Genomic DNA, 12,436 nt, shown 5'->3' with positions numbered 1-12,436 from the left:
GCGCCCCTCGTGACGCGATCTGAAGGATCGGTCAAGTCATCGTAATGTAAGGGGAGTTGAAGGTCTGCCAGGCGATTCCGTCGCACGTGAGCAAACGTTCGACGCTCGTGTGTTCGTCTACGAAGACCGGTCGTGCACCTCGCGCTCGACCGGCCCACCACCTGCCACCGCTGGCCACCGCCTGCCGAGGACGCCGCGTCGTCGTCGCTCAGTCGGCGGTCGGCGCGTACAGCTCGGGGCGCGGGGCGAGGTCCACGCCCACGCGGCCGCCGCCGTGCAGCGACCGGACCCCGGCCTCGGCGACCGCGGAAGCGGCGTAGCCGTCCCACGCGCTCGGCCCGGTGACGCGCCCGCGCCGGGTCGCGTCCACCCACGCCTGGACCTCGCGGTCGTAGGCGTCGGCGAAACGCACCAGGTAGTCCTGGGGCACCTCCGTGCGGGCCCCGCCCCGGGCGGTGACGGCCATCCCGTGCTCCTCGCCGATCCGCGCGCTGCCCCGCTCGCCCACCGCCTCGCAACGCACCTGGTAGCCGAAGCCGCAGTTCACGAAGACCTCCACGTCCACCAGCGCTCCCCGCGCGGTCTCGAAGAGCACGAACTGCGGGTCGAGCAGCCCCTCCGGCGCCAGGGCGGAAGGGGTGGGGCGGAGCACGGTCACCGCGGTCAGCTCCGTGCCGAGCAGCCAGCGGGCCGCGTCGATCTCGTGCGCCACCGAGCTGTCGATCAGCATGGCGCTGGTGAAGTGCGCGGGGGAGGAGACGTTGCGATGCGTGCAGTGCAGCATCAGCGGGCGCCCCAGCTCCCCGCCGTCCAGCAGCGACTTCAGCCGCGCGTACCCGGCGTCGTAGCGCCGCATGAACCCGATCTGCGCCAGCCGCCGCCCGAGCCGAGCCTCCGCCTCCACCACCCGCAGCGCGCCCGCGGAGTCCGGCGTCATCGGCTTCTCGCACAGCACCGGCAGTCCGCGGGCGAACGCGGCGAGCAGCGCCTCCTCGTGCGCGGGCGCCGGCGAGGCGATCAGCACCGCCTCCACGCCCGGGGCGTCGAGCGCGGCCACCGGGTCCTCGTGCACCGACGCGCCCGCGAGCGCGGCGGCGGCCTGCTCGGCCCGCGCCGCGTCGGGATCGGCGACCGCCGCCACCCTGGCGCCGCTCACCACCTGGTCAAGACGTCGTACGTGATCGGCCCCCATGTGTCCCGCGCCCAGCACGGCGACTCCCAGCACTTCTCCCACGTGCGCGTTCCTTCCTCGCCGACGAGTCCCGCGTAGCGTAGACGCCCGCCCCGGGACGCAGCGGAACCACAGCGGACCGCAGGGGCCTGGAAGGGCACGGAAGGGCAGGGACCCCGCCGTCGGGTCGGGCGTGCGGCAGCCGGGCAGGTTGTATGCCGATGGAGGGTACTCGCCGGGTTGGGAAAGTCTTTGCCGATGGCCGATTCTCGTCAGGCATCGCCAGGTCGCGGCGGGTTATGCGGGTGTCGCGGAAGCAAAGCACGGCCGGAAATGCGACGGTCGGAGGGGTAGGCGGACGCAGGCCGCGTTGACCGGCCCGGCGTCCGTGACACACGCTCGTAATAAAGGTGCCTAAACCAACTTGTTTCGTCCGGGAGGTAGGAACATGTGCGGCATCACCGGCTGGGTCTCCTTCGACCGCGACCTGAGCACCGAGACCGCGACACTGGACGCGATGACCGAGACGATGGCCTGCCGAGGTCCCGACGACCGGGGCGTCTGGACCGACGGGCCGGCCGGGCTCGGCCACCGCCGCCTCGCGATCATCGACCTCCCGGGCGGCCGTCAGCCCATGTCGGCCTCGACTCCCGACGGCGCCGTCGCGCTCGTGTACTCGGGGGAGGCGTACAACTTCACCGAGCTGCGCGAGGAACTCGCCGCACGGGGACACCGCTTCAGCACCGACTCCGACACCGAGGTCGTTCTGCGCGGCTATCTGGAGTGGGGCGACGGCGTCGCCGAGCGGCTGAACGGCATGTACGCCTTCGCGGTCTGGGACGGCCGCCGCGGCGAGCTGGTCATGATCCGCGACCGCATGGGGATCAAGCCGTTCTACTACCAGCCGACCCCCGACGGCGTCCTGTTCGGCTCCGAGCCCAAGGCGATCCTCGCCAACCCCCTGTCCCGCCGCCGGGTGACCCTGGACGGACTGCGCGAGCTGTTCACCTTCGTCAAGACCCCGGGACACGCCGTGTGGGACGGCATGCATGAGGTCGTGCCCGGCACCGTCGTCACCGTCGACCGCGACGGCGTGCGCGCCCGCGCCTACTGGCGCCTGGAGACCCGGGCGCACACGGACGACCGCGACACCACCGTCGCCACTGTCCGCACCCTCCTGGACGACATCGTGCGCCGCCAGCTCGTCGCCGACGTGCCCCGCTGCACCCTGCTCTCCGGCGGCCTCGACTCCTCCGCCATGACCGCCCTGGCCGCACGGCAGCTCGCCGCGCAGGGCGAGAAGGTGCGCAGCTTCGCCGTCGACTTCGTCGGCCAGACGGACCACTTCGTGGCCGACGAACTGCGCGGCACCCCCGACGCGCCGTTCGTCCACGACGTGGCCCGCGCCTGCGACACCGACCACCAGGACATCGTGCTCGACTCGCACACCCTCGCCGACCCGGACGTACGGGCGAAGGTGCTGCGCGCCCGCGACCTGCCCGCCGGCTTCGGCGACATGGACGCCTCGCTCTACCTGCTCTTCCGCAGCATCCGCGACCACTCCACCGTCGCGCTGTCCGGCGAGTCCGCCGACGAGGTCTTCGGCGGCTACCTCCAGTTCTTCGACGAGGACGCACGGCGCGCCGACACCTTTCCCTGGCTGCTGCGCTTCGCCCGCGACTTCGGCGACGACGGCGACGTGCTGCGGGCCGACCTCGCCGACGCCCTGGACCTGCGGGCCTACATCGCCGACGGGTACCGCGACGCCGTCGCCGGCATCGAGCGCCTCGACGGCGAGAGCGACTTCGAGTACCGGATGCGGCGGATCTGCCACCTCCACCTGACCCGCTTCGTGCGCGTCCTGCTCGACCGCAAGGACCGGATGAGCATGGCAGTCGGACTGGAGGTCCGGGTGCCCTTCTGCGACCACCGGCTCGTCGAGTACGTCTACAACTCGCCCTGGTCCCTGAAGTCCTTCGACGGCCGGGAGAAGAGCCTGCTGCGCGAGGCGACCGCCGACGTGCTGCCCCGGTCCGTGTACGACAGGGTCAAGAGCCCCTACCCGTCCACCCAGGACCCCGCGTACGCGCTCGCCTTGCAGAGCCACGTCAAGGATCTGCTGGCCCGGCCCGGCCATCCGGTGTTCGACCTGGTCGACCGGGAGCGGGTGAGCCGGGCCGCGCACCGCGACACCCCCGTCGTCACGCAGGCGGCGCGGCGCGGTCTGGAGCGGACCCTCGACCTGGCGCTGTGGCTGGACCTCTACCGCCCCGAGATCGTCACCGACTGAGCCGCGAGCGCGCGGTCGGCGGCCGCGGGGCGGTTCACCCCGTCAGGTCCGCTTGCGGGTCCGCCGCGCACGAGCTGCCGTCGGGCGGCAGGGAGCCGTAGAGCAGGAAGTCGTTCACCTTGCCGTGCACGCAACGGGACGACGTGTACCCGGTGTGGCCGTCGCTCCGGTTGTCCAGCACCACGGCCGAGGAGCCCAGGCGCCGCGCCGTCTCCTCGGTCCAGCGGTACGGCGTCGCCGGGTCGCCGCGGGTGCCCACCAGGAGCATCGGCGCGGTGTCGACGTTCTTGACCTTCTCCCGGATGAAGTCGCTGCCCTTCGGGCGGCCATAGCACATCATCACCTGGCTGAGCCGGTAGCGCCCGAAGACCGGCGACGCCTGCTGGTACTCGGCGTTCAGCCGGCCCAGGTCCTGGGCGATCCGGGCGGCGCCGGGCCGGTCCGGGTCGTCCGCGCAGTCGACCGCCATCAGCGCGGCCGGCAGGTTGTCCGGCGGCACGTCGGCGCCGGCGACCAGCCCGCCGCCCGGGGAACCCGCCGGGGCCCGGCGCCGGACCGGTGCCGGGGGCAGCGTCAGCGACCCGGAGGAGAACGCCTCGACGCCGCGGGTGTCGCCGTCCTGGACCAGCGAGGAGACCGCCCGCTCCAGGGACGGCCACATGGACTTGCTGTACAGCGCCTGGCCGATCGCGCCCACCAGATCCTGGCCGGACAGGCTGCCGCCGGCGCCGGACGGCACCGGATGCCCGTCGAGCGACCGGACGAGCTGGAGCACCTGGTCGTCGGCGCCGCGCCGGTCCTGCCCGAAGGGGCAGGCGACGTCCTTCACGCACCAGTCCAGGAAGTCCTCCAGGGCCGTCTGCTGGCCTTCGGCGGCCGCCCGGCCCTGCTCCGACAGCGGCTCGGTCAGCGTGTCCACCCCGTCGAGGGTCATCCGGCCCACCTTGTCGGGGAACTCGGCCGCGTACACCGCGCCCAGCCGCGTCCCGTAGGAGAAGCCCAGGTAGTTGAGGCGGTCGTCGCCGAGCGCCGCGCGCATCACGTCCATGTCGCGAGCCGCGTCGACAGTGCCCATGTGGGACAGCAGCGGGCCGGAGTGCCTGGCGCAGGCGGCCGCCACCTTCTTCCACTCCTCCAGCGCCCTGCGCGCCGACCGCGCGTCACCCGGATTGAGGCTGCCGCCGCTTTCGCCGGCCGCGTCCGAGGCGGCGGGGTCCTCGCCGATGCCGCAGCTCACCGGGGAGGACCTGCCGACGCCGCGCGGATCGAAGCTGACCACGTCGTAGCCGTTGGTCAGATCCATGAAGTCCTTGCCGGACGTGGCGAGTCCCTGCACGCCCGCACCGCCCGGACCGCCGAAGTTCAGCAGCACCGAGCCGCGCGAGGGGCCGGTGGCGCGGTAGCGGGCCACCGCAAGGTCAAGGGTGGCGGCGTTCGGCCGGGCGTAGTCGACGGGGACGGTGACCTTTCCGCACTGCATGTCCTTGGGCGCACCGGACTCGCAGGTTCCCCACGTCACCTTCTGCCGGTAGAAGCGGCTCAGTCCCGACTCGGCCCGCGCGTCGTCGTGCGGGCGCTGCGCCCTGCCCGCGGTCGCGGGGGGCAGCGTGGCGCCGACCAGGGTCAGGGCGGCGGCCCCGACGCAGGCGCAGCGCCGGGCCGCGGCTCGCATCGGCGGCTTGACCGGCATGAATGCCTCCTGGGGCGCTGCGCCGCGGGACCGGGGCAACGCCCTCGCTCACCATAAGCGGACCCTGTGAGCCGCGCCCGTCGGCGCCGTCCGGCGCCCGCTGACCGCTCAGGCCGGTCGGCGGCCCGCGGTCAGCCGCCTATACCAGCCCGCCGCGCCGTTCGTACGTGCGAACCGCTCGATGGAGTGAAAGACGCACCTGACGGACATTGCAGCGTTCCCCTCAGCCTTCCGCTGCGTTGAACGGGTGCGGGCGAGCGCTCGCACCCTCTGTCTGGAAGGCACAGGACCTATGAAACGGGTTACCCGAAACGGCGTGCTCGCCGTCGCCGCCACCGGCGCGATGGCGATGACCGTGCCGATGTCCGCCGCGTTCGCCGCCGACGGCGCCGCTGCGGACGGCGCCGCCGTCGGCTCGCCCGGGTTGATCTCGGGCAACACGATCCAGATCCCGGTGGACGTCCCGGTCAACGTGTGCGGCGACACAGTGAATGTGGTGGGCCTGCTCAACCCCGCGGCGGGCAACCGCTGCGCCAACAGCGGCGCGTCCACTGGAACGACCGGGACGAGCGCGACGACGTCGTCCGGTTCGACGGCGCAGGGGCAGTCGAGTGACTCGCCGGGCGTGCTCTCGGGCAACAACGCGCAGATCCCGGTGCACGCCCCGGTCAACGTCAGCGGCAACTCCGTGAACGTGGTCGGCATCGGCAACCCGTCCTCGGGCAACAGCTCCACCAACACGTCCTCGACGTCCCGCCCCGCCCCGCCGTCGGCCACGCCGACGCCGACGCCGGTCACGCCGTCGCAGGCGAAGCCGGACCCGGAGCGGACGCCCAGGGGGGTGCCGCAGCCGGTCGTCTCGCCCCACGTGCAGACGCCCCTCACGCAGCCGTCACTCGCCCACACCGGGGCGGACGGCACCGCTCCCGCCGTCGCCGCCAGCGCGGCGCTTCTGCTGGGCGGCGCGGTCCTGTACCGGCGCTTTCGGCCGGCCGCGACCCGCTGACACCGGAACGCCTGTCCCGTGGACGCGGGGCCCCAGCGTCAGGCGATGACGGGTGGGGCCCCGCGGGGCGTGGCGCCCCGGTTGAGAGCTGCCGTGCCGCTCGCGTGGCAAGCCACCCTGGTCGGACCGGCCCGGTCCCGGCCCTACGCCCAGCACCCGGACTTCAGGGTCACCACGCCGGAACACGCCTTACTCTTCGTTTCAGAATGAGTCGGCCCGCAGGTCTTGCGCTTCATGATCGTGCCGGGCAAGGGTGTCCGCGTGCGTTCTGATCTTGTTCCTCACGACCTCTGGGAGCGCGTGTCACCGCTGCAGCCGCCTGCTCCCTCGTGGCGTCACCGCCCCCCCAGGCCGGCCGCGTTTTTCCCGACCAGACGGCCCTCGCAGGGGTGAGGTACGAGCTGCGGACCGGCGTCGCCTGGCGCGCTGTACTCGGCCATCTCGATCTCGTGGGCGGCATCGCTGAGGTCGGCCTTGTACAACTCGTCCGGCGCGAAGTCGAAGAAGGACCCGTCCTCGCCAACCTCGGGGTCATCCTCAACAGCGCCTGGTAGTCGCCCCAGGTCTCCCGCAGGTGCTGCACCGTAGGAAGGACCAGTGGGTCAGGAAGGATCGGGGCGCCGCTGTACTGGCTGCCTCCGGAACAGCACTCGCTCAGCGCCGGACAGTCCCGGCGAACCACGCGCCGCCGACCTGACGAAGGCAGGCATCGAGAGCCGGGGGCGTGGACCCGATCTCGGCCTGAAGAAGATCGAGATCCCGCAGATAATCGGCTGTGACCGGTTCTCGGACGGGCATGACAGGCACGAGTCCGAGGTCGGTCAGTTGCTCTGCTAGACGATCCACACGGCGTGCCACCCGCTGCATCGTCGCGAACGCCACACCTCGGCAGTCCTCGTCGAGCGCGTCGGGAACGGAGTCAATACGGTGCAGGTCCGCCCAGACACCGTCATGGTCACCACTCATGTATCGCTGGGTAAAGGAGGTCACTGAGGCGCCCTCCCCAACATCAGCGACCGCAGGCAACCCCCGACCACCTGCAGCATCCCCCACGCCCCGGGCCTCGCGGCTCAACTCCTTCCGAAACGATCAGTCAGGGCGTGTCGGAGACTCTCGTCTCGCTTGGTGGGGGAGTGCTCGGAGGTGGCCCATGCGATGTAGGCATCCGGTCTGACCAGGACTGTCGCACCGGTCGGGCCAGATGAAGCGACGAATTCCACGTCATTTGCCCAGGTGTCAGCGATGAGGGCAGACAGCGGTGTGTTCGCGGGGGTGACTAGTACGAATCGCCGCGCGCGAAGTGCCTCGTAGAGGCGTCGCTTGTCGGTCAGTCGGATGTCCGGGGCTCGCTTGCCGGTGAGCGGGTGGGCGCCGGTCGCAGCCGGGTAGGCGACGTCGATTCCGGCCATGGCCCGTGCCAGCCGCCTGGCCAGTGGCGGAAAGCGCAGAACGGTGCGTGCAGCGAGGTCTCGCAGGCCGCAGAGAGGTCGTGGGGTGGTCAGTACCCCACGGAGCAGCGCGCCGCTCCGAAGGAGAACCCTGCGTCCCACTGGGTGCCTTTCGGCCTGGTAGGTGTCGAGCAGACTCTCAGGGGCCCGGCCGCGTAGGACAGCAGCGAGTTTCCAGCCGAGGTTGGCCGAGTCCTGAATGCTGGTGTTCATGCCCATGCCTCCGGCCGGTGAGTGCACGTGTGCCGCGTCACCCACGAGAAACACCCTGTCGACACGGTAGCGCGGCGACTGCCGCTCGTCGCTGTGGAAGCGTGAGATCCAGCGTGGGTCGTGCATGCCGAAGTCGTGGCCCAGGGACCGGCGGGCTACTGCACGAATCTCCTCGAGATCGACGGGTGCACTGTCGGGCATAGTGTGGTGTCGGTTCCAGGCCATGACGCGGAACCATCCGTCGCCGAAGGGGACCACGATGGCGAAAGCGTCCCCCACCGCGCCGACCGTGGGGGGGTGTCGCGGGGGATCGGACAGCCGTACATCGGCGAGCATCATCGACCGCACCGCCGCGCGGCCGGGAAACGGCAGGCCCAGGGACCGACGTACGGTGCTGTTGCGTCCATCAGCGCCTACCACGTAGTCCGCACGCAGACGTTGAGTGGTGCCACCCAAGTCGTGCACCTGCACGTCGACGCCTGTGGCATCCTGCCAAATTCCTGTGACCTTGCAGCCCTCACGGATGTCGGCACCGTGAGTGCGGGCCCGTGTGCGAAGCACACGTTCGGTGTTGTACTGCGGCGTGACCAGCACGTGAGGGAAACGGGTCGGCAACCGCGACAGATCGATCTGCAGGAATTGCAGCACAGAGCTGCGAAGGCCGGTCTCAATCAGTTCGTCGGCGACTCCACGGGCATCCAACTGCTCCAGTGTCCGGGCGTTCACGGAGAAGGCGCGGGTGAGGTTCGAATCCTTCACGCGTCGCTCCAGAACGATGCATCTGATACCTGCTTCCGCCAGATCGCCCGCCAGTAGCAGCCCTGCCGGGCCCGCCCCCACGACCACTACCTGTACATCGGAGCTCATGTGCTCTCCTCTACCGCGATCAGAAACCTGCCGGGTAGCTCCAGAGAGACTTGCCCAACATGCCTCGCCGGCGCGTCCGAAGCATGTTGACCAACGAAAGCACCGCGCGTACGGCACCGCGCCGCCGTTGGGTTCACGCGAACCGCCCGGCCTTCTCTCACCGTACCGACAAAGGGTGAGGGCGGCGCGGCGCGTTCATCCACCGCCCGCCAGGTTCTCCCTGTATTTCCCCGTCCCGAATGAGAAAATCTCAGTGGCTCCGCCGTAGCCGGTGTCCTGAGTCGTTGACCTCGACGTTCTGTGACGGTTCGCCGGCGGAGTCGGTGGGCCGTTTTCGTGCCGTGGGCTGAGAGTGAGCAAGCCGAGGGCCGACTGTCGTTCAGCGGTGGCGGCGGATTCCGCTGCTCCGGTTTTCGGGTTGCCGTGTCGGCGGCCCTGATCCTGGCCATGCCGACTGCCGCGGCCTCCTTGGCGCTGCTCGCCAACAGCCAGTCCGTCCACCGTGAGGGCGCCCTCGTCCTCGCGCTCCGGAACGCCTCCGGCCATCGTGACGAAAGCCGGTTTCGGCTGCACTTCCCGGCCAGTGGCGGCAACAGCTCCCCGTCGACGGCGACGACCCGGATACGGCGAGGCGCCACAGGTCGGCGCCATCCTCGTCCGCGAACTGGCGGCCGCCGTGTGAATCTCCCGCCCGTCGTAGTGCGAGCACCGCACAGTCCTCAGTGCAACGAGCCTCGATCCCGGTTCGTGAAAGGGAGCGCTCTGTAAAGCGTAATGACCTTCCCCAGCGACCGTCCCAGAGGTTGAACGACTGATGAGCAGCGGCGGCCCGCACGGTGAAGGCGGAGAGAGGCCGGCGCCCCTCCGTCAGCCGCCGAGGTGAGTCCCCTCGCTGACCACCCGGCAAGATCACGAAGCCAGGCTGCAGCCCTAGCGTCACGCCGCTAACGTTGATAAGCGCCCGTTGACAATAGGGCCTGGGCGTGATCGTGCGGATGAGCTGTTGGAAAACGAACAAAGCTCGACGTCCAGTGGAGCCACAGAAGATCAGCGCAGGGGGCGGGAAGAAGGGGTTGCACGAAAGATGAAGACTTCAGGAAAAGCGGCAATCGCCGCGGCTTTGGCGGCGTGTACGATAGGCGCGCCTCCTGCGATCGCATCGAGTAAGACGCACCCGCTCAGCGCCCACGAGGCTATTTCGCCGCATACGGCCGCATCGGACACAACTCCCTCTCCTGGCACGCAGAAGAAGCAGAGGAACCCTTATGAGGTGATCAACGCCGACGCCGCCCGAAACCCCATCACCGTGACGCCGCTTCGGGGTGGGGTGTATCTGCTCCAGGGGTCGGGCGGCAACATTGGCGTCTTGCCGAGCAAGGACGGCGCTTTCATGGTGGACGCCGGCGTTACCGTGTCCCGCTCGAAGCTGGAAGGCGCCCTGCACAAGATCGGGGCCTCCCGCGTCAGGTACCTAGTGGATACCCATTGGCATTTCGACCACACGGGCGGAAATGCCTGGGTCCACAAGCACGGGGCGGAAATCATTGCCACCCCGAATACGCTGCGCAACCTGAGCAGGACCATCCGGGTGGCAGAATGGGCGCACACCTTCACCCCCGTCCCTGCCGCCGCTCGTCCCACGGTGACCGTTTCATCAGAAAAGACCTTCACCGCTGGCCAGTCGGTGCGCCTGCGCCCCTACAGCCCCGGCCACACCGACGGTGACCTCTCCGCCGACTTCACCAAGGCGAACGTGCTGTTCACCGGCGACACGTTCTGGAACGGTCTCTACCCGTTCATCGACTACGAGACCGGCGGCAGCATTGACGGCATGATCCGGGACGCAAACCAGAACATTGCAATGGTGGGCGGCGACACCATCGTCGTTCCCGGGCACGGACCGGCTGGAAAGCGCGCCGATCTCGTGAAGTTCCGCGATATGCTCGTGGGAATTCGTCACCGCGTCGCCGACCTGAAGCACAGGGGCCTTACGGTCGAACAGACCATCGCGGCCAAGCCCACCCAGCCCTTCGACGCCAAGTGGGGGCAGGGACTCATCGGCCCGGACCTCTTCACCAAGCTCGTGTATCGCGGCGTGCACTGAAGGTGTGCCGGCGCCCGCGAGGTGGACATGCCGGCCCGGGTGTGCCAAGCCCGACAGCAGCAGGCGGCCCCGGCCGGCGCTGAACGTGGTCTTGATGGTGTTCTGCCTGCGTTTGCCGGAGACGAACGCCCGGCGCCCAGGACGGTCGGCATGCGGGCGGCGGACCTAAGTCGCGGCCCCGTCGAGCCGCAACTCGCCGCCTCGGCATAGGCGAAGACGTCCTCCAGCGTCTTCAGCCGCAGGCCGGGCCGGTCGGGCACAGCGAAACCACGGGCTGCCAGCAGCGGGCGGACCTGGCGGATGGCCGTGGAGACGGTGGAGCGATCCACCTCGAAGAGCTCGGCGAGCACCACATGCGGCAACTGAGGGCGCAGATGGACCAGGGTGACCGGCAGCCGATCGAGGAAGACCAGCTTGGGCTCTCTGCCGGCGCCCTCCGCCCTCCGACACCGCAGCACGCGTGATCCAGGGCGCGGCAGAGGGGTCCTTGGCGAGCTGGTCGGCGCGGTAGCCGAAGATCCAGCGGGCTCGCTCACCGACGAAGTGTTCGTCAAGGGCGACCCCGGCCTCGGCGCTGCCGCCAGCGAGGTCACCGTCGGCAAGCGCCCGCAGTGCCTTTGCGCTGAGCTCGGCGAAGCGGACGCGTTTGGGGGCGGAGAGAGGTTCGTTCTCCATCGCGGTGATGCTTGTCCAGAGCCGGAGAGCCGTCTACCGGTTTACGGCCTTGGCGGACATGGAGACGGCCACACGGACGCCGCGACACACGCGCCGAGACCCATCTCGCGATCGCCTCACTCGTCTCCGACCGATCCATGCAGCGGGCCACCCGCCGCCGGACGAGCACCGAACTCGTCCTCGTCCGCGACACCACCCGTTGATCACCCACCAGCCCAGCACAAGAGCGGGCGGATCCGATGCCATGCTGTGCGTCTGGGTTCCCCCCGCCCACCTCGCTCTCGGGCGAATCCTGAAGCGAGTTCCACGTGAAGGCTGCCGTTGACCATGACCCGTGACTGTTACAGGCCAAGGTCGCTCAGGCCCGGGTGGTCGTCGGGACGGCGGCCGAGGTCCCAATGGAACGCGCGTTCCGATTCCTCGATGGGAAGGTCGTTGATGCAGGCATAGCGTCTGACCATCAACCCGTTCTCGCCGAAGTCCCAGTTCTCGTTTCCGTAGGATCGGAACCAGTTCCCGGAGTCGTCGTGGCACTCATAGGCGAAGCGGACGGCAATGCGGTTCCCGCTGTAGGCCCACAGCTCCTTGATCAGCCGATAGTCCAGTTCACGCCTCCATTTGCGTTGGAGGAAGGCGATGATCTCATCACGGCCGGTGGGGAACTCGGCCCGGTTGCGCCACCGGCAGTCAACGCTGTAGCCGAGTGCGACCCGCGCGGGGTCGCGGCTGTTCCAGCCGTCCTCGGCCAGCCGTACTTTCTCGGTCGCCGTCCGCTCGTTGAAGGGCGGCTGCGGCGGGCGCACGTCATTGCTCATACCATCCCCTGAGATAGTTCCCGACCCGTGGCCACGGGCGACACGAACGAACTGGTCACGTTTCGATGAAGGCGAGGATCTCCGGGTTGAGTTCGTCCGGGTGGAGCGACAGCATTCCGTGCGGGTAGCCCTCGTAGCTCTTCAGGGTCCCGTTCTT

8 protein-coding genes and 3 pseudogenes are annotated in these 12,436 nt (G+C 69.7%); 4 read left to right on the top strand and 7 right to left on the bottom strand.

Annotated elements, in window-relative coordinates:
- Positions 1-208: 208 nt before the first annotated feature.
- On the bottom strand, positions 209-1,234 hold the full coding sequence (locus tag ABZ861_RS29795; protein ID WP_361636568.1) for a Gfo/Idh/MocA family oxidoreductase: 1,026 nt from the start codon (positions 1,232-1,234) through the stop codon (positions 209-211).
- Between the two features lie 385 nt (positions 1,235-1,619).
- Between ABZ861_RS29795 and asnB the strand changes: the two genes are divergently transcribed.
- On the top strand, positions 1,620-3,461 hold the full coding sequence (asnB, locus tag ABZ861_RS29790; protein ID WP_361636565.1) for an asparagine synthase (glutamine-hydrolyzing): 1,842 nt from the start codon (positions 1,620-1,622) through the stop codon (positions 3,459-3,461).
- Positions 3,462-3,495: 34 nt separating this feature from the next.
- On the opposite strand, the gene ABZ861_RS29785 is transcribed toward asnB, so the two are convergent.
- On the bottom strand, positions 3,496-5,151 hold the full coding sequence (locus tag ABZ861_RS29785) for an alpha/beta hydrolase (protein WP_361636562.1): 1,656 nt from the start codon (positions 5,149-5,151) through the stop codon (positions 3,496-3,498).
- A gap of 292 nt (positions 5,152-5,443) precedes the next feature.
- Between ABZ861_RS29785 and ABZ861_RS29780 the strand changes: the two genes are divergently transcribed.
- Both ABZ861_RS29780 and ABZ861_RS29775 read left to right on the top strand, forming a co-directional pair.
- Positions 5,444-6,157: a chaplin gene (locus tag ABZ861_RS29780; protein ID WP_361636559.1), complete on the top strand. Its 714-nt coding sequence runs from the start codon at positions 5,444-5,446 to the stop codon at positions 6,155-6,157.
- Between the two features lie 234 nt (positions 6,158-6,391).
- A pseudogene (locus tag ABZ861_RS29775) lies at positions 6,392-6,588 on the top strand (hypothetical protein); the annotation flags it as partial.
- 223 nt (positions 6,589-6,811) lie between these two features.
- On the opposite strand, the gene ABZ861_RS29770 reads toward ABZ861_RS29775, so the two are convergent.
- Together ABZ861_RS29770 and ABZ861_RS29765 are read right to left on the bottom strand one after the other, a co-directional pair.
- Positions 6,812-7,123: a hypothetical protein gene (locus tag ABZ861_RS29770; protein ID WP_361636556.1), complete on the bottom strand. Its 312-nt coding sequence runs from the start codon at positions 7,121-7,123 to the stop codon at positions 6,812-6,814.
- A gap of 104 nt (positions 7,124-7,227) precedes the next feature.
- Entirely contained in the window at positions 7,228-8,685 is a 1,458-nt protein-coding gene (locus ABZ861_RS29765; RefSeq protein ID WP_361636554.1) for an FAD-dependent monooxygenase, read from the bottom strand.
- A 1,270-nt stretch (positions 8,686-9,955) separates the two neighbouring features.
- On the opposite strand from ABZ861_RS29765, the gene ABZ861_RS29760 reads away from it, so the two are divergent.
- Positions 9,956-10,789: an MBL fold metallo-hydrolase gene (locus ABZ861_RS29760; RefSeq protein ID WP_361636551.1), complete on the top strand. Its 834-nt coding sequence runs from the start codon at positions 9,956-9,958 to the stop codon at positions 10,787-10,789.
- Positions 10,790-10,846: 57 nt separating this feature from the next.
- Here ABZ861_RS29760 and ABZ861_RS29755 read toward each other — a convergent pair.
- The 3 genes and pseudogenes from ABZ861_RS29755 to ABZ861_RS29745 form a co-directional block, all read right to left on the bottom strand.
- Positions 10,847-11,235: pseudogene (locus ABZ861_RS29755) on the bottom strand (transposase family protein); the annotation flags it as partial.
- Positions 11,236-11,805: 570 nt separating this feature from the next.
- Positions 11,806-12,279, bottom strand: a complete 474-nt coding sequence (locus ABZ861_RS29750; RefSeq protein ID WP_361636548.1) for a nuclear transport factor 2 family protein — start codon at positions 12,277-12,279, stop codon at positions 11,806-11,808.
- Positions 12,280-12,334: 55 nt separating this feature from the next.
- A pseudogene (locus ABZ861_RS29745) lies at positions 12,335-12,436 on the bottom strand (alpha/beta hydrolase); the annotation flags it as partial.

The sequence above is a fragment of the Streptomyces sp. NPDC046985 genome (assembly GCF_040644415.1).
In the GTDB taxonomy this organism is placed as follows: Bacteria; Actinomycetota; Actinomycetes; order Streptomycetales; family Streptomycetaceae; genus Streptomyces.
The sequence above is the reverse complement of the archived record's forward strand: the minus strand, read 5'-3'. Positions and strand labels throughout refer to the sequence as shown.

Coding starts and splice junctions, on each gene's coding strand:
- asnB (WP_361636565.1), top strand. CDS start 1,620: ATGTGCGGCATCACCGGCTGGGTCTCCTTCGACCGCGACCTGAGCACC.
- ABZ861_RS29785 (WP_361636562.1), bottom strand. CDS start 5,151: ATGCCGGTCAAGCCGCCGATGCGAGCCGCGGCCCGGCGCTGCGCCTGC.
- ABZ861_RS29780 (WP_361636559.1), top strand. CDS start 5,444: ATGAAACGGGTTACCCGAAACGGCGTGCTCGCCGTCGCCGCCACCGGC.
- ABZ861_RS29770 (WP_361636556.1), bottom strand. CDS start 7,123: ATGAGTGGTGACCATGACGGTGTCTGGGCGGACCTGCACCGTATTGAC.
- ABZ861_RS29765 (WP_361636554.1), bottom strand. CDS start 8,685: ATGAGCTCCGATGTACAGGTAGTGGTCGTGGGGGCGGGCCCGGCAGGG.
- ABZ861_RS29750 (WP_361636548.1), bottom strand. CDS start 12,279: ATGAGCAATGACGTGCGCCCGCCGCAGCCGCCCTTCAACGAGCGGACG.